The organism is Nocardia citri, from assembly GCF_054065835.1.
Genome location: NZ_JBSUQM010000008.1, coordinates 47,725 through 65,931, shown reverse-complemented (window position 1 = coordinate 65,931; position 18,207 = coordinate 47,725). Strand labels below are relative to the sequence as shown.

The window sequence follows — 18,207 nt, the reverse complement described above, 5'->3', positions numbered from 1 at the left end:
TCACGCACCGTTCTGCTCGGTGGCGGGGGTGTAGACGGCGGTGAACAATCGGGCTTTCGGGTAGTCGGGGTCGGGTCCGGTGTAGGTGACCGACAGCAACGCACCGATCGCGAAGTCCTCGGTGCCGGCGTTCTCCAGGGCGAGGCCGATGGCTTGTTCCATGCGCCAGGACACATACAGGTTCCGGGGGCCGCTGCTGGTGTCGAGGGTGATCACCAGTTGCATGACGGGCTGGCCGTGCTCGTCGAGTTCGACCTCGTCGGGAGCGCCGCCGTATTTGAGCTTGGGCTCCTCCACGATCGCGGTGATGCGCCCGTACACGGTGGTGCCTGGGTTGCTGGTCTTGCTGAACGCGGAGGTGGGGCGTGCGGCGCGGCGGAAACGCTGTCCGAAGGTGCTGGTCATGATGATGGGTCCTTCCTTGTAATGAGTGAAATCGGCTCAGCGGCTTCGGGTTCGGCTCACCGGCCGAAACCGCTGCTGCTGTTGTTGTTGGGGTCGATCGAGGTACTGGACCGGTTCGAGGTCTTCGAGCATGTGACCTGCGGCGAAGTGGTCCGACAGGTCCTTGCCGTCGCGGGCTTGCATGACCCGGACCTCGCCGACCTGGCCGGTGAGGGTGTCGGCGACTTTGGCGGCGTGCAGGTAGCCGGGGCGGTCGCGGTCGGCGACCACGATCACCCGGCCTGCCCCGCGCAACCATTTGGCGTGTTCGAGGGTCCAGGATCCGGCGCCCATCGCGTTGCAGGTCGCGATCAGCCCGGCCCGGTTCGCGGCTTGCACGTCCTTCTCGCCCTCACACACGTAGATTTCGCGGCCGGTGTCGAGGGCTTCCCGGATATCGGCGAGTTTCCATGGGATCGGTGCGAAACCGCCTTTCTCCCACCCGGTTCCGGCCCATTTGGCTTGCCAGAACGATTTGGCGTACCCGTGTTCGTGCGGGGTTCGCGTCCGGAACACCGCACCCTCGATCTGGTCGGTGTGCCACCGGTAGACGTAGGTGTCGACGTTCTCGCCTGGCCCGGTCTGTGCCCCGAGGTCCGGCTTGTTCAGGATCGGAAACCTCGCGGCGGCGATCGCCCGTTCGGCCGGGGTCAACGCCCGCCGCTCGCTCACCCCGAAACGCTGGCCGTGGACACCGTTGCTGGTGCGGCGGTTCGGGTCACGTTCGGGCAGCCGGTCCCACAGGTCCCGTACCCGCAACCCGATCCGGTCCAAGACCTCTTCGTCGTTGCACTTTGCCCAGCACCGCACCATCGTCTTGCCTTGGCGGGGGTCGTAGCGCACACCGAGTGACGGGTTGTGGTGCTGACCGTCGCTCTCGTGTACCGGGCACAGGTAGTTGGTCCACTGCTCGGGGCCGCGTGGATACGGGGCCGGACCCATCCTGCGGGTCAACGCGTCGGTGACGACCTCGTAGGAATGCCCGTGTGGCTGTTGCGATTGCATCCTCACCGCCCCCGCTCGATGCCGGGACCAGTGGAGTCGGCGAGGACCCGGCCCTGTTCGATGCTGCGGCGCTGCACCGGATCCCACTTCGTGCCTGCGCTGCGCAGGGATTCGACCAAGCTGCGCCGCATCGCGGTGGGGTCGCATTCCCATTGCGAGCGAGCGTGTTTGAGGAATCCCCACTGCTCACGGTGCGGGCCGTTGTGCCAGCCCTGATCGATCGCGGCGCCGTCGGTGTAGAGGCGGTGGATATCGGTCTGCGTCGCCTCGGGCCGGTATGCCATGCGGGTGAGCCGGTCGAGTTCGGTGAACGCCTCGCGCATCGCTTCTTCGTGCTCGATGTGCATGATGTTCACCTGCCTCGCTGGATCCGCGGGCGTGGCCGGTCGTTGCCGGTCAGCTCACGGGCCTGCTGTTGGCTGCGGTGCTCGATATCGGTGAGCCCGTATCCGCCGTTGTGGTCGACGTTGTCCATGAACCGGGACATGCTCGCGGGCGAGTGTTCCCAGTCGTGCTGAGCGTCGGACAGGTAGTCCCAGTACTCGGCGTGCGGGCCGTGCTGCCACCGCTTCTCGATGTGGATCCGGTCCTCGTCGAGCCGGTCGATATCGGCTTCGGTGACCCCATCACCGAACATGTCCCGGCCCAGCTGGTAGTGCTGCTGGTAGTCGGCGCGCATCGCTTCCTCGTGTTCGTGTTCCATCTCAACGGCTCCTGTCGATGCCATCGCGGCCGTGACCGTTGCGTCCGGGCTGCGGCCATGACTGGGTGTCGGGACCGGAGTGCTCATCGCCGGTGTCGGTAAGGTCGTGCAGGTAGCTGGCGCGCTTGCCCACCGGCCCGGTACTGCCGGTGTCCTCGCCCGGCCGTTGCTGCCCGGCGCCGCCCGATTCGTTGCCGCGGGAGCTGGTGTCGGTGCGCGTGCGGCTGCCGTAGCGTTCGTGTTCGGGTGTGGCCTGTGCGAGTTTCTGCACGGCCTCGTCGCGTTCACGCTGGTAGCGGTCGCGTTGCGCGGCGACCTGATCCACGGTCGGGCGGTCACGCAGTTCACCGATCTCGTGGGCGAGTCGCAGGTTTCGGTTCTTCAACTCCTCGATACGGCCCTCGGCGGCGTCGAGCGTGCGTTTCATCTGGTCACGGTCGGCGGTGACGGCGTCCAGACCGCGCTGCAACGTCGCGACCCGGTTGTTCAACCGGTCCCGATCATCGGAGATGTCGCTCAATCGACGTTCGATTTGAGCGAACCGATCCGGATCGATCGACGTGGCCGACTGCTGCTCGGCGGGACGGGTTTTCGGCTGCTCGGTAGCGTGTCCACGCTGGGGACGCAGGTGCTGTTCACGCAGCGCGCGGACTTCGTCGGTGACCATCCCGAGCGGGCCCTCGACAACCTCAGCACTGCGTGCGCGGCCGTGTTCGCCGATGGTGACGGTGAAGTCCTCACCACGGCGAGTGCTCGTTTCGCTGAGGATGTCGAGCTGGTTCAGTGCCCACTCGTAGGCCTCGTCGCGGGTTTCGAAGGTGCTCAGCCGCGGAAGGTCCTGGTACGGGATCCTGGCGTATTCAGCGTCGTCGAGGTGCCCCACACCGCAGGGACCGACGTTGACCGCGAACGGTTTCGCTGGCTGCTGGGGCGGACGCTCGGCGGCCGGATGCCGCTGTTCGGCGTGCGCGTCGGCGACGGTGCGCTGATGATCAGCGACAGTGTCGGCGTCGGCGAAGAATCCCGCGCTCGGGTTCTGCCGGTACCCACCATCGGGGGCACGGATGATGCCGAGGGGCTGTTCGAGCTGTTCGGCCACCGTTTCCGGGTCGCCGTGGCGGTGATACACCTGGCGGCCGGCCGGATCGCGCAGGCTGGCGTCCACGGTTTGCCCGTCGCCCCACATCGCGTGGTCGATATCGCGGTGCATCCATTCCAAACCCTCACGCGCAGTGTCGAAACCGCGGGTTTCGGTGATCGGATCCTGCCCGGTCCCGCTCATCCACGCCAGCCTGGCCTGGTAGGTCGGGGCCTGCCGCTGCTGCTCACGTGCCGGGGCGGCGTGTTCGCGGATGGTGCGGGCGACCTGCGCCCGGTACCGCAACGCGTCCACACCACGCACCTTGTGCGCGTTGGTGAACAATCGGCCCGGCTCGAACCGCGGGAACACCGTGGCCGCGTCCACACCATCGAGGGCGATGCCCTGTTCGACCCGCGTCAAGCTGGCGTTGCCGACGATGCGGGACTGCAGATCATTCGCGTGGCGCGACAGAGCCTGCGAGTCGCGGAAGCGGCGCTGATGATCGACACTCGGGTCACTGGCACGGTCGGCCACGGCCAGTGAGTGCGCACGGTAGCGGTCGATCATCTGTTGGGTCCACACCAGCTGGTTGTTGCGGTCGGCCTGCTCGCTGCGGCGCTGCTCGCGCAAGGTCAGGTTGATCTGTTTGCGGATCCGGCGACGCTCGAGCCAGTTCCCGGCCTGGGCGTGCAAACGCAGCATTTCCTTCATCGCGTACCCGAACTTGCGGGCCTCGGCGATCAACTCGTCTTCCGGGCTACGGTCAGTCATGGTGTTGTATTCCTTTCAGTGGTAAGGGAATTCGGGTTATCGGGTGCGGCGGGGACGTTGGGTGCGCTCGGCAAGGCGGTGGTCGCGCTCCTCGCTGGCCTGATCGGTCAGCGACAACCGGCTAGAGAATGTGCGGGCGTGAGCCAGCTGCTCCTGGGCACGTTCGAGGGTGGTGTCGGTATCGCCGAGCCATGTCCGCGCGAATTCGGTTGCGGCGGCGGGGGAGATCGGTTTGCCGAGGTTGTCGGTGCGCAGTGATTCGGGCGACTGGGCCAGCTCGCGATAGCGGCGCTGCAGCTCGAGCGTCATCCGCCGTAGGTCTTGCAGCTTCTCCTGCACCTGCCACACCTGGTCATCGAGGTCGCTCGGGATCGGCAGGATCGGCTCATTTGCGTTGTTGGACATGGGATTGCATTTCCTTTCGGGGTTTACCGGGTAGCGGGCGCGGTTCGGTTGTCTTCGTGCCGGGTGCGGGCGGTGTCGATGCGGTCGACCAGCCCGCGCACGATCGCGGCGATAGTGGTCATGACGACGACGAATGCCGTGCTGACGCCGCTGGTGACGGTGCTCAGGACCTGCGGGATCGAAGGCCGCAGGGCGGCGTTCCACCACAGGTAGACCAGCCAGCCCGTGCCGTAGGCGGCCAGTGGTCCGGCCACCAGCCATGGCTGCCCCCACGCCGCGAACGCGGTCGCGGTGACCACAAGAGCGGAGGCTCCCGCAGCGCCGCGAGTTACCCGCCGTCGTGCGGCCCGCCCGGCCGCGACGGCTACCCCCGGGTCGGTGGGTGTGTCCCAACCGTGCGCGTCGTCGCGGTCGGTGGCGTCGTTCTTCACCAAGCGCAGCACCGGGCGATCGGTGGATTCGGGTTCGCTGCTGCGGGCTCGTGTGGGCGGGTTGTCGACGGCGGCAACCGCGGCTGCGAGGAACTCGGCGACCTCTTCGGCCAGCTTCTCGCCCTGCAGTTTCGGGTCGGTGGGTTCGCGGCCCTCGTCGGGGTCTTCCCCGTTGTGGTCATGGTTGTGGTTGCGGATACGCATGATGTGTTGCCTCTCAATCGATTTCGGGATGACGGGGTGGTCAGGCGACGACGGCGGCACCTGATGAGGGGTTCGGCTTGCCTGCGGCGTTGTCGGCGGCGGCTTGCGCGGCCGGTGTGCCCGGTATCGGGGTGAGTTCGTTCCGCTCGACGCGCACGACGCGGCCCCACTGGGCGCGACGACCGCGGGCGTAGACGAATTCGCCAGTGTCGAGCTGGCGCAACAGATCCGGGTCGACCAGCCACATCTCCCCGACCGACACTTGGCCTTCGTCGCCGTGGCGTTGGCCCTTGATCAGGTGACGCGATGGGAGCATCCCGCGCACGGAACCGAGGTGTTTGCACAGGTCTCCGGCGTTCTCGTTGTAGCCGAGCAGCAACCCGCCCGCGCACGCCTTCAGCAGCCGGTTCAAGCTCCACACGTCCGCGGCGAGACCTTCTTGGGATTGGGCAGCGAACAGCAGCGCGACGTTCTGGGAGCGGCCCCGCTCGCACACGTCGATCACACCGATCGAGCCCTTGGTCGTGGTCAGCGCCGAGATTTCGTCGATGATCGCGGTCACGCTGCGCCGCTGATCTTTTGCGGTGCGCCCGGCGCGTTGCATCACCATGCGCAGGATCGCGGCGACCTGCGCGCGGGCGGCGTCTTTGTCCAACCCGGGCACGGTCACATACAGCACGTCGATGTCGTCAAGGCTCTTGCCGCCGTCGAACACGAACTGCCCGTCGTGGTCCTGCAGCAGGTCGAACAGGTTCGATGCCTTGATCAGCATGTCGTCGAGCTGGGGGACCTTTTCCGCCTGCAACGCCTCGACCATGCGCTGCACGTCGGGGGCGTTGTTCCAGATGTCGAGCAGTTTCTGTTCGGAGATCCGTTCCAGGAACTCCGCCGACGAGCGCGGCGGCCCGACCGGAGCGTCGACCACGAGAGAGACGATGCGGCGGCGCATTTCGTCGAAGTGCTGGCCCTCGCTGGTGGTGGCCTCGCCCGCGTTGAGCATGTCGCCGATCACGCCGCGCATGTCTCGGGCGGGCATGTCCCATACGTCGAGCCGGTCCACTCCCGGCATCACCATCGCTATCCGTGCCGGGTCGATCCCCATCCGCCCCGCGTAGTCACGGATCTCGATACCCAAATCGCGGTCGTCCTCGCCGCCCTTGCACGAAATCACCGCCAGCAGCGGACGCGGGTGACGGCGCCGCATCGCGGGCACGTCCTTCCACTGCTGAAAAGCCCGCCACTCGTAGTCGAGCATCCCGACGAAATAGCGTTTGATCAGCTCGGTTTTCCCGGAACCGGTCGTGCCGACCGCCGCGCAGTGGCGTTTGGCCTGCTTGTGCGGGATCACCATCCACGACTGATGCCGCGTCGTGAGTTCCTGCCACAACCCAGCTGGTTTCGCAGTCGTGCGATCCGCGAGCGGGCCGAGCACGATGCCGTCGCCCACGCTGTAGGGGGCACCAAGTTTCGCGGCGTGGGCGGCGCGGGCGAACCGGCGGGCGACCATCGCGTCCTTGACCCGCTCAGTACGACCGAGGGACTTCAACCCGACGGTGTTGGTCTTGTGCACGAACTTCGCCCACACATATGTCGCGGTCAACGCCGCGAACGGCACCCCGAGCGCGAGCATCATCCGCAGCCCGGACCAATCACCAGCAGCGAGCTGGGACGCCCCCGACCACAACAAGGCGGCCGGCGTGGTCCACGAACCACCCGCCAACGCCGACGACGCAGGCAGCAGCAAGGATCCGATCGCGAAGTTCCGCAACCGGTGCGGCGCCAACGGCCACCGCGCCGCCACGGCCACGATCATGACCAGCATCGCGACTACCACCACCCCGCACACCGTCGCGGTGCCCGCGACATGCGTGACCGTGCTCAGGTCGGGAAAGTCGATACCGTCGAGCTGCTTGATCGGCGGCTTGACCGGATGCACCTCGATCGACGGCGGCGGGTCCTGCACGATCGATGGCGGCGCAGCCGGTGGGGCGGCCGTGGTCGCCCCGAGTGGGTCGCAGTCGGTGGGGGTCAGGATGGGTTGGCAGTTCTGGTTGGTCATGATGCTTCCTTGGAGATGTGAACTCCGTTGCGGGCGCGGCGTTTCGCGGCGCGGGCCTGGTTGCGAGCGGCCAAGAACTTGGTCCACTCGTCGTCGAAGTCGCCGGTGGCGAACAGCAGCGACAGATCCGTCAGCTCCCGTGGGAGCCGGTCGTAGGCGGCGTTGACCACGTCCTGCACTCGTGCCGAGCGGCACAGGTACAGCAGCCCAACCACCGATTCCTCGACGCTGTCGCGCGCTGCCCGCAGCGCGCCGGCCAGGGCGGCGTCCATCTGGGCGCGGTCTTTCTTCTCGGTCAGCTCGATTTCCAGCGCCCACCAGCCGTGTTTGCCGTCGACCTCACCGAGGAACCGGCCGTCGTGAACGTGCGGGCGGTCCCGCTTCGGGACACGGCCGGTGCTGAACATCAGCTGCCCGGAACGGGTTTCGCTGGCTGCGATCTCGGCGCGACGGCGCAGGATCCGTTCCGACACCCACAGCTGCGGGTCCGAGCCGACGAGCATGATCCGGGCTTGGGCGACCGCACGGTAGTGGTTGGCATACATCAGCGGCGGATTCCAGTCCTTGGGCCGCCAACTCAGGTAACGGGCTGCCGTGTCCGGCTTCGGGTACACCCACGCCCGACCCGGTTGCACCTCCACCAGCGGATGTACCAACCCCCGCTCGATCAAGATGGCGGCGAGGTCGTAAGCGCTGCTCAAGCTGGTGTTCAAAAACCACGCCAGCACATCGACCTGCATCCCGTGCATGTCGGTCAACGCGGCCAGCGCCGCGTCCTGACGGGCAGTGACCGTCTTGCGGTGCGGCACCGCCAACACCCGCCCCAACGAGCCGTACGGGACACCGATCTCCTCGGCGACCTCCCGCTTGGTCAACCCCTGACCACGCAACGCCGCGGCCTCACCCACGCACCGCTCCACCTGCCGCAACGAGACACCGAGCAACTGCGCAATCTCCCGATAGGTCAAAGGCTTCGGCAGATCACGCAAACCGCCGACGATTTGCGCGCGGTGGCGGCGCTCCAACGACGCGTACCGCCGGTCCTTCTGCTTGTGGTTCATCGGATTCGCTCCCTTCCCCGCCCCCGGGTTGATTGGCGACGGGCCGCTATATCGGCGCGAGCCCGCTCGATCACCTCCCGCATATCGGCGGCGTCGATCCCGCGGCGCTCACACGCCCGCACCGAGCGCTCCATCCGCGCCAGCTCCAGGGCTTCCAGCTGCGCCGCAGTCGGAACTCGTTTCGGCACAGCGGTTTCCGCGTCATACAGGTACGCCTGCAAGGGCCCCTGCGAGCCACCACGCGGCCGCAACACCTGTCCCTCGTAGTCGGCGCCCGGCCGCTGACCGCCGCGGGCTAGTTGACGACGAGTCCGCAAATGTTGTGGCGCGAAACCCCACGGCCACGTCGGGATGCCGTACTTCTCCCCGTCCGGGTCATGAAACCGGCTCATCGCGAGCGCTCGATTCCACGGCGCGGCCGGTTCTCCGAACGACCGTCGCGGGCCTGCACGATCTGGTCGACCACCGTGTCGAGGTCCTTGCGCACCGACAACGCGGTGATCGAACCCATCCAATGCCGGTGCTCTGCCCGCCTGACTTCCTCAGGGCTGGCCGACTCCGACGTCGCCACCGAGTTCGCGGCGGCATGCATGTCCTGAGCCACCTGCTCGATCAGCTCGAGTCGCCGGTACTCGGCGACCAACGCAGCCAAATCGACAGGTTCGCGGCCATCGCTGGTCATCGCGCCACCTCCGGCACCTGCGATGCCGGGACGCACGAGCCCGGCTTTTCCGGTGGCACACCGGAATTCGCGGAACGGCAGATGTTCGGCGCGGGCGTGTAGTGCTGGTAATCGACCATCGCAGCCGTGCACCCGGCCATCCCGATTAGCAGGATCACCGCGAAGGCTGCTATCCGCACGGGCGGCGGCAACAACCCAAGCGGGGAATAGACCGCTCCGAGCCCGGTGAACTCCTGCCCCGCCATCGAATGCAGCGCCGTATGCCCACGGCCACGGTCGAAATGGGTGACCGTGTACCCCTGCGGCATCGGTCCCTGCGCCCACGGCGCGCTCATCGCCGCACCCCCCACCGACGCGACGCTCCCCAGAACGCGACCGCACCCAGCAGCATCACCGTGAAACCGACAACCGCGGGATGCGTCAGAACCAGGTAGCCAATCGACACGGCCGCCACCGCGAAACCGAATGTGCGGGCGCGCATTACGAATCACCACCTGCGTGGCTCTTGCCACCACGGCGCCGACGAGCCTGAGCCGACTTCAACGCCAGCCGGGTGTAATGAGCCTTCCGTGCTTGCGCCGCTCGGTAAGCCCGCTCTTCTGGGCTGAGCAGCCCATCAGGATCAACGAGGCGATCGAATTTGGTTAGCAGCGCATCACGGGCCTTCGCCGTCCGGGCGGCTCGATCCGACGTCTTTGCCCAGGACTCGTGCGCAGCGATCCGCGCCTGCAATGTCCTCTCGACCGGAGTACTCAAGCCGCACCGCCAGCGACAGAAGGAGGCGCATCAACCGGTTGAACGAGAGCAAGCACCGCCGCGCGACGAACACGCCACCGGCGACCGTTGACCAGCCATCCCTGGAGGTCACCGGCCTTGATCCAGTTCTTGATGGTTTTGGCGTCGACGTCGACAAGGGACGCCGCGGTCCTGACAGTGATGAGGTCCTCGGGGACCTGGATAGAAGGGAGATTGATCGTCATCGAGAGTCCTCCTGGGAAATCCGGAAAGTTCTTCCAAGACAGGCTCTCTCGATACAAAGTCCTATTAAAGGCCAAAATATGGGCCATTGATGGGACAAATCATGGACTCTTTTGCTGCAACGGCCGCTCGAAGGCACTAGACTGTCCTCATGTCAACCGCAGGTAACGCAGCACTTCGCGCCGCCAGGCAGGCCCTCGGCATCAGGTCTCAAGCCGATCTGGCGAAGGCGCTGACCGACACGGCCCGCGAGATCGGGCTGCGTGCTGAGGTCGCTCCCCGGACCGTGCGCAGATGGGAATCGGCGGAACCGCCATGGCCGCACCACGATCACGTGTCGGCGCTTGAGGCACTGTTTCGACGTCCGATCACCGAGCTTGGATTCACCCCTCCATGGGCAGATGAACGCCAAGCAACCGATCGCAGTGGGCTGCCTGAGCCCCGAGTCTCAGCCAGTCAACGGCTACACAATGCGGCGTCGCATCAGCTTCCGCCTTCTGTTGCAACGGATTTCGCAGCCGTAACTGTCTCGCATCGCCACATGTATTGGTCCATCCCCACAGCGCGACTTCATAGGCTTGTTGCCGAGCACGCGCAGCTCGGAATCGATCTCCTGCCACAGGTGCCTGGCGCTGCGAAAGAGGTCCTCGCCCGCGCGGTTTCAGAATCAAACCTGCTCGCTGGCAGGTTGGAGTTCTTTGACCTTCAGCAGCCAGAGTCAGCGCACACAAGCCTCGTTCTTGCTCTCCAGGCCGCGCACGAGGCGTCCGACTCTGTTCTCGGCGCGGCAGCGCTCGCACACATGGCCTTCGCTCCCGCCTTCTCCGGCGAACCGGCACGCGCGGAGGAAGCGCGTGAACGACTACGCGCTGCCCGAGCCTTCGCGCGGCGCGGCGGCGCAAACGCCGAATTCACGGCATGGCTTGACGCTGTCGAGGCCGAGGTTGAAACCCGGTTCGGAGATACGCGACGCGCGCTCACGCTGATTCACCACGCCGAAGAGGCATACAAAAGCTACAGCCCTGACACCGATCCGTCTCCATCGTGGATGGACTGGTTTTCGCCGACCCGACTGGCTGGCTTCAAGGGCAACACGCTACTCACTGCTGGGAGAGGCCGTGAAGCGCGCGAGACGCTGGCAAGCGTCATCGGCGATCTGCCTCCGGAAGAGGTCAAACAGAAACCGATCTACCTCGCAGATGCCGCTGCGGCGTGTGTCCTGGAGAAGAACCCAGAGGCCGCGTGTGGTCTTCTCGAGGAAGCACTCGACCTCCTTGCCCGAAATTGGTACGCCACCGCGCTTGATCGAATCAAGGCGGTGCGGCAGTCACTTCGTCAGTGGGACTCGTTGCCCGCGGTCCGCGCGCTGGACGAACGTCTGTACGACTGGCACACGACGGTGAACTCACTGGTCAGCTAGTTGTAGTACTAGATATGGCCTCATGAGCCTGAATGCGCCAGCGCTTTCGGACCCGATGGTCCGGCTGCGCAGGTCCAGGTTGTTGTCGGCGCGCTTGCGTACGCTGGCCGCCGTGGTCGATGTTGTCTCGGCTACACATATTCAGCTAAAGGAGGGGAATCGATGCCAGCGTGGGCTTTCAAGTCGGTGGGCGAGGATCGGGACTGGCACAGCAACGACGGGTACCCCGATATACCGGGCTTGCAGTATGTCCATTCCGGCCGAGCCGCAGCCGAAAACTCGTGTGCGCAAGGCGGTGATGTCTGCTACCCATGAGCGAATGCATACGAATTCGGACGAGACCAGTGCGGACCAGACTCTGCTTGCTCTGCAAGAGATGGTGCTCAACGGTATTACCAACGGCGCCTTAGCTCGGATTGACCAGCGGGTAGAACGCGGTCAGACCCTGCGCCCGTGGGGCGTAAACCTACATGGTCCGATACCCGGCAGCCCGCTCGCCGCCGCTGACGGCGCCTTCCAGGCTACATATCCGGACGCGGTCCTCAGCAATAATCCGGTTACTGAAGCTGCGCTGTTCCCGGTAGCAACTGCGACCGAGAGCCTCGCCGCAGTCGGTGTTTTGGCGAAGGAGCGGAAGAATCGTCAACTGTTCGCAAGCGCGACCATGCAGTTGTGCCGATCGGCAATGGAAGGATCCGCGCGAACAATCTGGCTGCTGAGCGACAGTTCCAGCCAAGAGCGCATCAGCCGGTGCCTCACCCTGTTGGCTCACGAACTCGGTGAGCAGAAGAAGTTTCTCGGCCATGAAGACGCTGTACTTCGTGCGGCCGCGACTCCACCGCCCCCCGAACGGCTCACGGAGTTGACGGACCATCGCCAGAAGGTTGACGCGTTCCTGACCCATCTCACGGCCACCTACAGGCCCACGAATTTCAAGGGGTTCACCAAGACCGTGTCGCGCGCCGCGACCTGGATCGATGGACACCAGCCGGCGCATGACACAGGCGAACTGGCGTCGGGCCCTATCACGCCGGCTGCAGACGCGTTCTACTCGTACGGCTCAAGCTTCGTGCACGGGCTCCAGTGGGCGGTCGACTACGCGCGTGAGAATCATCTGTACGGCATGATCGGTGATGGTCTCTTCAGCGCACTGATCATGACCGAATGTGCAGTTGCCCTCTTTGAGGCGCTGTCCCGGGATCCCGCGGCGGCCGGCACTCCGCACAAGGACGCGAGCGTGCCCGCTTACCTGGAACCGACGATCCGAGCTTGGGCACAGATGTACAGCTTGCCCTGACTCAACATCAGCGCTCTGGGGACCTTCATCAATCGACGACTCCGAACTAGCACTCGGCGCAATCAATCTCATGAGACACCACAGCTAGGTCGCCGCGTTCTCAACGCCGACGATTCCCGGCAGCTCGTTGAGGTCACGGATTCTCCAATCGGAGAGTTCCGTGACCTCTTCTTTTTCGCGATGGATCCAACCCCACGGACCGCGCTGTATGTATGCAGTCCGCATCCCGACTCGCTTTGCTGGTGCTACGTCGTTGTCAATCCGATCCCCCACATAGACAATTTCAGCCGCAGCACAGCCCGCCGCCTCGATTACCTTGTGGAAGAACTCAGGGTCCGGCTTCTGGATTCCCCAATCATCTGACGTGGCAATGAAATCGGTCGGCAGATCCAGCCCGCGCAGCAGACCTCCGGCGCGGACTGTCTGATTACCGACGACTCCAACCCACACGCCCATCTCACGGAGCTTCGACAATGCAGGCCGCACGTCGGGGTACAAGTCGTCTTCTCCGAACCACTCGGGCTGGCCAGCATCAGCCCGGGCCTGCCGCTCGAGGTCGAGATCGAACCCAGGCCGAAAGACCTGGAAGGTCTCGCGGTAGTCGAGACCGGACGAAATGACGGCACCGAAAACTGCGGCGAACGTGTGCCGCGGCACACCCAACCAGTCAGCCCAAGTGCCATATTCCCGGGTCTCGTCGACCAGCGTTTCGCCCACATCGAAGACCACAGCACGGATCACGTCTCTACCCGTTCCTTCCATCAAGTTCGAACTCCCAGGATCTCACCATGCCCGACGTATGGTCCTGTCCGCCCCCGTCCTCGTACGGGCCGGGTGACCATTTACCGGCGCGATGAGCAGCGTCCATGGTCCGTGTGCCTGCGGCCAGCAGTTCCGGCGCAGCCTCGATTACGGACCGCGAGACGACGTGGTCTGGTCCGTAGCGCTTGCGCACTTCGGCGAGGCGGCTTGGAATATCGGTGGTATCGCCAGTCGGCGTGGTGGTCATGTCAGCCCACCAAAGGGCATCGCGAAGCGGACTGCACTCGTCCGGCCACGGCAAGGGAATCTCGCGGTTCCGCGCCTCGACTCGTGCACATGAGTGATTTGCGACGAGCGCGCACAGCCGGGGCGGCGCCCCCTGGTTCCGAAGAAACTCCGCACCATCAACAGGATGAAACCCTATGTGCGCCAACTGCGGCGAATAACCGACATCGTGTAGCCAAGCCGCAGCGATAAGCAAGTCGCCATCATCGACCAAGTCTGCAACAAGCTCGGCGTGACGTGCGACGCCCGCGACATGCGCGAGCCGAGTGGGGAGGTCGCTCAGCAGCTCTCGCGCGGTCCGTTCAGCCCATTCCACAAGCTCTCCAGCCATACCGTCACCGTAGCCGCTTCGATGGCGACGGCCAGGCGTCAAACCCAACTCGCACACTCCGCCGTACGGGAATCTCACAGCTTGTCGCCGAGCCGTGCCCGTCGGTGTGCAGACTTCGCCCGGCTGTCCGCGACGGCTGCGCCATACCGTGCGAGCATCTGCCGCGACCGCCATCCGGCGAGCATCATCAGGTCTTGCTCCTGGCCACCGCTGTCGAGCCATGTGTGCGCGAAGAAGTGGCGGAGCTGGTGCGGATGCAGGCGCTCGATTCCCGCGGCGTCGCACCGACGTTCGAGCATCTGCCGGATTCCGGAATCCGTCATCTGGCCCTTGTACCCAAGCCACAGCGCAGGGTTGTCGTTCTTCGCACTCGTATGCTTCGCCCGGACTCGTAGGTATCTCCGTAGCGCCGTCCGGGTCTTGTCTCCGAACGGGCACGTCCGCGGCCGGTTGCCCTTGCCGATCACAAGCACGGTGTTCTCGTTGAAGTCCAGCGAGTCCACCTCGAGCGGTGCGAGTTCGCCGCACCGCATCCCGGTGTCGGCGAACAGCCGGATGATGGCATTGTCGCGTCGGTCGGCGAAGTCGGCACCGTCGCACTCGGCGAGAAGAGCTTTCACCGCGTCCATGCTCGGTACTGGCACTTGCTGATCGGGGACCGCCGGCGGGCTCATCTTGTCGAACGGATTCGCATCGATGATCTCTTCCGCTGCGAGGTACTTGAAGAACTGTTGCAGCGATCGGTACTGGCCGCGTGCGTACTCGGGCGACAGCGGTTCACCGGTGCGCTGATTGGGCCGCGTGAGCAGGTCCTCGATGTAGCCGCCGATGTGGGCGCGGGTGATCTCCGGCGCCGTGGTCGGCAGCTCACGCTGCTGGAGGAAGCTGGCGAAGTACCTGATCCGCGTGAGGTAGCCGTCGATGGTCTGCTTACTCCGGTTCTTGCGACGCAGCTCCGTCGCAAAGTCCTCCGCAAGCTCCCTTATGTCATCCAGATCCATCCCCATGACTGGATTTTACCGGCAAAGTACATTGCTGTCGGAGCGTTGTTCTGGATCAACTCGGCTGTTGCGTTCAGCGTTTTCGCTGGTAGATGGGGGTTTGTGGGGCGGGCGGGGCTCGAACCCGCGACCAATGGATTATGAGTCCACGGCTCTAACCGACTGAGCTACCGCCCCTTGCATGGTGGATACCGACAGCGTTGGGGATGGTACCGGGTGGGGTGGGGTGGGCACCACTCGGATGGGGTGGCGTGGTGGCGAAGGGCGGGAGGAGAGCGCGGCTAGGGTGGGGTGCAAACCGGAAACAGACTGGAGGGTGGGCTGTGGCGAGTGTGTTTGCGAATGTGCTGAAGGCGCATCAGTGGGTTTACGAGAACAGCGGCGGGGTGGTCGGGCATCGGTTGTTGTTCGGGAATCCGACGTTGTTGTTGCGGACGGTGGGGCGCAAGACGGGGCAGGCGCGGACGTCCGCGCTGACGTATGGGCGGGACGGGGCGGATTACTTGGTGACCGCGTCGAATGGTGGGTCGCCGCGTCCACCGGGGTGGTTGGCGAATGTCAAGGCCAAGCCGGAGTGCGAGATTCAGGTCGGGCGGCGCAAGCTATCGGTGATCGCCCGGGCAACGCTGCCCGACGATCCGGATTACGCGCGGCGCTGGGCGATCGTCGACAAGGTCAATCAGGGGCGCTACAGCGCGTACCAGAAGCTGACCAAGCGGCCGATCGCGGTGGTGGTGCTGACTCCGGTCGGCTGAACTCAGTCGGCTTCCCACGCTTCGTAGTCGTCCTCGATATCGCCACGGCCCCCAAGGGACTCGCTCCGGGGCGGGCGACTGGCCCAGTGCACGATGAGCGCGACGAGACCGAGCACTACGAGGACGACGACAACGACGATCAGTGTTTCCACGCGGGGCACCCTAGCGCCCCATGAAGGTACCCGCAGGTACGTACGGCAAGGTGTCACAGATGGCCGTTCAGACCGTAAGAAGTGTGCGTCCCACCGCGGTTCGCGATTCGATTGCCACATGCGCGCGATCGGCCTGTTCGAGTGGGAAGGATTGGCCGATGACGACTTCCAGTCGTCCGGCCGCCGCATCGGCCAGCGAACGTTCGGTCAGGGCGAGCCAATCGATGTCATCCTTTCCGGTCAGATCGAAAAGCCCGAGTACGCTCACTCCCCTCTCCGCCACCGCTTCTCGATCGAAATCGGCGAATTGTCCTGCGGCAGCGCCATATCCGATGAAGCGCCCGCCATCGGCTGCGACTTCGATCGCGCCCGCCCCCAATGCGCCACCCGCGCCGTCCAATACGACCTCGGCACCGGGCCCACCTGTCGCGGCACGCGCCTTGGCCGACCAGTCGGACTCGGAGTAGTCGATGACCACATTCGCGCCGAGTCGTGTCGCGAGCTCTAATTTGGTGCTGCCGCGGGCGGCGGCAACCACATTCGCTCCGGCCGCACGGGCGAGCTGAATCAGCAGGGTGCCCAGTCCCCCACCCGCCGCGGTAATGAGCACCCACGCACCGGGCCGGATCGCGGCTCGATCGAAGATGGCGAGCGCGGTTTGCCGTCGTGGGCGAGTGCCACCGCAGCCGGCAGACTCAGCCCCTCGGGCACGGCGACGAGGGTTCGCTCCTTGGCAAGTGCCTGCTCCGCGTAGCCACCGATCGGCCGGCCACCCCCGATACCGCTCGCGGCGGTATCGGTGACAACGCGCTTGCCGACCCAGCTCGGGTCGACCTGCGGACCGACCGAAGTAACCACTCCGGCGACCGCGCCACCCGGCACATACGGCGGTTCGACCCGGAAAAACTCTCTGCCCCAACCACTTCGGAGCTGCACATCCAGAAACATCACATCGGCGGCCGCGACATCGACGACCACCTGCCGCGGCCCGGCAACGGGCTCCGGCACCTCACACACCGAAAGAACCTCGGGCCCACCGAATTCCGTAGCCTGCACAGCGCGCATGATGACAACCTCCATCATTTCCTGACTCGATCCGACATGGACCACCCTGAAACCTGAAGCAGAGTTGAGGTCAAGTCCAGCATGCGGATTACGCTGAGCGCGGAACTCGGAACGAATCCGACGAATACCCTCGCGGGACCCGAGATCCAGCGAAGCCAGTTGGATCAGGAACCGCCACCGCCGCAACTGCTGCCGCCACCGCCACAACTGCTACCGCCACCGCCACAACTGCTACCGCCACTACAACTGCTACCGCTACCACCGTCGTGGCCATGATGTCCGTGTCCGTGTCCGTGACCATTGCCGTGCCCATGACCGCCACCACTGCCCGGGTCGAAACCCACACCCGAGTCGAACCCGGTGGCGCCGTAAGCCCACGGCGAGTCACTGGAACTCCCATACCCCACCTGTCCGGGCGGCAACGGCCTGCTGGTCGCCCGCGCGATCAAATACACGACCAATGCCGTGATACCACCGCCGATCACGAGGATCACCAGCAGGACAACGAAGAAAACCGCCATTTCGAAATGATATAGGCGCACTCCCCCGCGCTGAACCCATGAAAAGCAACGGCTCGCCGAACAGTCGCCCATTCGCCGTACAGTGAATCGTGTCCCTCATACGTCGCGGAAACCGGACCCAGCGCCGAATCGACCTGCGTAATGTCGACCGGGTGGTGGCCGCACTCGAATTTCCCGATGCGGTTTTCAAAACCAGCCCGTGGCAGCGTTTATCCGCCCCGCCGACCCCGGCGAGTGCCATCCCCGAGCCGCGGGAACTGGTGGAATCCGGGCTGCGGCAATGGTTGCGCTGCTGCGGTGCGGCCATGCGCGACGGCCAGGTCATCGGCATGCCCTCCCATGCGGTGGACGAGGCTTGGCACGGATTCATTCTGTGCACCGAAATGTATGCCGCGTTCTGCACCGCGGCATACGGCCGGTTCCTCCATCACTTTCCGGAAGGCGTTGCGACGAAAGGTAGTTCGCACGGATCCATGGGCGAACAGCTCGGCCGCACGGTGGTCGCGTGGTCGATGGTGGCGAAGCCCGGTGAGACCTGCGTGCTGTGGGATCTCGACAGCAAGGTGGGCGTCGAGCACCCGTGGGGCATCGGAGCCGAGCGAGTAGCGGCCATCGAGGCCGGACTCGCCGACATACCTTCCTGATTCTCAGGTGAGCTTCACCCATTGCGGCGCAATGCCACACTCATAGATCGCACGTAGCGCCGAGTTCTACGGGCTGATACAGAAACGAGAGTGGGTTGACAGTCCTCTGTAACGCGTTTCAGTAAATCCGACGATCGAGAGGAGACCGCG

Annotated in this window: 24 protein-coding genes and 1 tRNA gene; 4 read left to right on the top strand and 21 right to left on the bottom strand. The window is 65.1% G+C overall.

Going from position 1 to position 18,207, the window contains the following annotated elements:
• The 13 genes from ACW2Q0_RS14515 to ACW2Q0_RS14455 form a co-directional block, all read right to left on the bottom strand.
• On the bottom strand, nucleotides 1-405 hold the full coding sequence (locus ACW2Q0_RS14515; protein ID WP_457190211.1) for a hypothetical protein: 405 nt from the start codon (nucleotides 403-405) through the stop codon (nucleotides 1-3).
• A gap of 36 nt (nucleotides 406-441) precedes the next feature.
• Nucleotides 442-1,449: a toprim domain-containing protein gene (locus tag ACW2Q0_RS14510; RefSeq protein ID WP_457190209.1), complete on the bottom strand. Its 1,008-nt coding sequence runs from the start codon at nucleotides 1,447-1,449 to the stop codon at nucleotides 442-444.
• A 2-nt stretch (nucleotides 1,450-1,451) separates the two neighbouring features.
• Entirely contained in the window at nucleotides 1,452-1,796 is a 345-nt protein-coding gene (locus tag ACW2Q0_RS14505; protein ID WP_457190207.1) for a hypothetical protein, read from the bottom strand.
• 5 nt (nucleotides 1,797-1,801) lie between these two features.
• Nucleotides 1,802-2,152, bottom strand: a complete 351-nt coding sequence (locus ACW2Q0_RS14500) for a hypothetical protein (RefSeq protein ID WP_457190205.1) — start codon at nucleotides 2,150-2,152, stop codon at nucleotides 1,802-1,804.
• Nucleotide 2,153: 1 nt separating this feature from the next.
• Nucleotides 2,154-4,004 (bottom strand): hypothetical protein, encoded by a 1,851-nt coding sequence (locus ACW2Q0_RS14495; RefSeq protein WP_457190203.1) that lies wholly within the window; start codon nucleotides 4,002-4,004, stop codon nucleotides 2,154-2,156.
• 36 nt (nucleotides 4,005-4,040) lie between these two features.
• Entirely contained in the window at nucleotides 4,041-4,409 is a 369-nt protein-coding gene (locus ACW2Q0_RS14490) for a hypothetical protein (RefSeq protein ID WP_457190201.1), read from the bottom strand.
• Nucleotides 4,410-4,432: 23 nt separating this feature from the next.
• Nucleotides 4,433-5,044, bottom strand: a complete 612-nt coding sequence (locus ACW2Q0_RS14485; RefSeq protein WP_457190199.1) for a hypothetical protein — start codon at nucleotides 5,042-5,044, stop codon at nucleotides 4,433-4,435.
• A gap of 40 nt (nucleotides 5,045-5,084) precedes the next feature.
• Nucleotides 5,085-7,103, bottom strand: a complete 2,019-nt coding sequence (locus ACW2Q0_RS14480; protein ID WP_457190197.1) for a hypothetical protein — start codon at nucleotides 7,101-7,103, stop codon at nucleotides 5,085-5,087.
• The gene (locus ACW2Q0_RS14475) at nucleotides 7,100-8,164 is read right to left on the bottom strand and encodes a hypothetical protein (protein WP_457190195.1); all 1,065 of its coding nucleotides are present in this window, start codon (nucleotides 8,162-8,164) and stop codon (nucleotides 7,100-7,102) included. The genes ACW2Q0_RS14480 and ACW2Q0_RS14475 overlap by 4 nt, the downstream gene beginning before the upstream one ends.
• The gene (locus tag ACW2Q0_RS14470; RefSeq protein ID WP_457190193.1) at nucleotides 8,161-8,556 is read right to left on the bottom strand and encodes an RRQRL motif-containing zinc-binding protein; all 396 of its coding nucleotides are present in this window, start codon (nucleotides 8,554-8,556) and stop codon (nucleotides 8,161-8,163) included. Before ACW2Q0_RS14470 ends, ACW2Q0_RS14475 begins: the two co-directional genes overlap by 4 nt.
• Nucleotides 8,553-8,846, bottom strand: a complete 294-nt coding sequence (locus ACW2Q0_RS14465; protein WP_457190191.1) for a hypothetical protein — start codon at nucleotides 8,844-8,846, stop codon at nucleotides 8,553-8,555. Before ACW2Q0_RS14465 ends, ACW2Q0_RS14470 begins: the two co-directional genes overlap by 4 nt.
• Nucleotides 8,843-9,181 carry a hypothetical protein gene (locus ACW2Q0_RS14460; protein WP_457190189.1) on the bottom strand — a complete coding sequence of 113 codons (339 nt, stop codon included), beginning with the start codon at nucleotides 9,179-9,181 and terminating at the stop codon, nucleotides 8,843-8,845. Before ACW2Q0_RS14460 ends, ACW2Q0_RS14465 begins: the two co-directional genes overlap by 4 nt.
• A 417-nt stretch (nucleotides 9,182-9,598) precedes the next feature.
• Nucleotides 9,599-9,826, bottom strand: coding sequence for a helix-turn-helix domain-containing protein (locus ACW2Q0_RS14455; protein ID WP_457190187.1), 228 nt, complete (start codon nucleotides 9,824-9,826; stop codon nucleotides 9,599-9,601).
• Nucleotides 9,827-9,975: 149 nt separating this feature from the next.
• Between ACW2Q0_RS14455 and ACW2Q0_RS14450 the strand changes: the two genes are divergently transcribed.
• Entirely contained in the window at nucleotides 9,976-11,244 is a 1,269-nt protein-coding gene (locus ACW2Q0_RS14450; protein WP_457190185.1) for a helix-turn-helix transcriptional regulator, read from the top strand.
• Nucleotides 11,245-11,491: 247 nt separating this feature from the next.
• Complete coding sequence (locus ACW2Q0_RS14445) at nucleotides 11,492-12,541, top strand: hypothetical protein (RefSeq protein WP_457190183.1); 1,050 nt, start codon at nucleotides 11,492-11,494, stop codon at nucleotides 12,539-12,541.
• Nucleotides 12,542-12,625: 84 nt separating this feature from the next.
• Here the strand turns inward: ACW2Q0_RS14445 and ACW2Q0_RS14440 are convergent, their stop codons facing one another.
• The 4 genes from ACW2Q0_RS14440 to ACW2Q0_RS14425 all read right to left on the bottom strand — a co-directional run bounded on the left by ACW2Q0_RS14440 (nucleotide 12,626) and on the right by ACW2Q0_RS14425 (nucleotide 15,097).
• A complete protein-coding gene (locus ACW2Q0_RS14440; protein ID WP_457190181.1) occupies nucleotides 12,626-13,282 on the bottom strand; it encodes an HAD family hydrolase in 657 nt (218 codons plus the stop codon).
• Between the two features lie 4 nt (nucleotides 13,283-13,286).
• Entirely contained in the window at nucleotides 13,287-13,919 is a 633-nt protein-coding gene (locus ACW2Q0_RS14435) for an HD domain-containing protein (RefSeq protein WP_457190179.1), read from the bottom strand.
• Nucleotides 13,920-13,993: 74 nt separating this feature from the next.
• Complete coding sequence (locus ACW2Q0_RS14430; protein WP_457190177.1) at nucleotides 13,994-14,926, bottom strand: tyrosine-type recombinase/integrase; 933 nt, start codon at nucleotides 14,924-14,926, stop codon at nucleotides 13,994-13,996.
• A gap of 97 nt (nucleotides 14,927-15,023) precedes the next feature.
• Nucleotides 15,024-15,097 (bottom strand) — tRNA-Ile (locus ACW2Q0_RS14425).
• Nucleotides 15,098-15,243: 146 nt separating this feature from the next.
• On the opposite strand from ACW2Q0_RS14425, the gene ACW2Q0_RS14420 reads away from it, so the two are divergent.
• Nucleotides 15,244-15,675 (top strand): nitroreductase family deazaflavin-dependent oxidoreductase, encoded by a 432-nt coding sequence (locus tag ACW2Q0_RS14420; RefSeq protein WP_457190175.1) that lies wholly within the window; start codon nucleotides 15,244-15,246, stop codon nucleotides 15,673-15,675.
• Nucleotides 15,676-15,677: 2 nt separating this feature from the next.
• Here ACW2Q0_RS14420 and ACW2Q0_RS14415 read toward each other — a convergent pair whose 3' ends face one another.
• The 4 genes from ACW2Q0_RS14415 to ACW2Q0_RS14400 form a co-directional block, all read right to left on the bottom strand.
• Nucleotides 15,678-15,827, bottom strand: coding sequence for a hypothetical protein (locus ACW2Q0_RS14415; RefSeq protein ID WP_457190173.1), 150 nt, complete (start codon nucleotides 15,825-15,827; stop codon nucleotides 15,678-15,680).
• Between the two features lie 67 nt (nucleotides 15,828-15,894).
• Nucleotides 15,895-16,437 (bottom strand): zinc-binding dehydrogenase, encoded by a 543-nt coding sequence (locus tag ACW2Q0_RS14410; protein ID WP_457190171.1) that lies wholly within the window; start codon nucleotides 16,435-16,437, stop codon nucleotides 15,895-15,897.
• Nucleotides 16,395-16,892, bottom strand: a complete 498-nt coding sequence (locus ACW2Q0_RS14405) for an alcohol dehydrogenase catalytic domain-containing protein (RefSeq protein WP_457190169.1) — start codon at nucleotides 16,890-16,892, stop codon at nucleotides 16,395-16,397. The genes ACW2Q0_RS14410 and ACW2Q0_RS14405 overlap by 43 nt, the downstream gene beginning before the upstream one ends.
• A 164-nt stretch (nucleotides 16,893-17,056) precedes the next feature.
• A complete protein-coding gene (locus ACW2Q0_RS14400) occupies nucleotides 17,057-17,413 on the bottom strand; it encodes a hypothetical protein (RefSeq protein WP_457190167.1) in 357 nt (118 codons plus the stop codon).
• 86 nt (nucleotides 17,414-17,499) lie between these two features.
• Here ACW2Q0_RS14400 and ACW2Q0_RS14395 point away from each other — a divergent pair, with 86 nt between their 5' ends.
• Nucleotides 17,500-18,057 carry a hypothetical protein gene (locus ACW2Q0_RS14395; protein WP_457190545.1) on the top strand — a complete coding sequence of 186 codons (558 nt, stop codon included), beginning with the start codon at nucleotides 17,500-17,502 and terminating at the stop codon, nucleotides 18,055-18,057.
• Nucleotides 18,058-18,207: the final 150 nt, after the last annotated feature.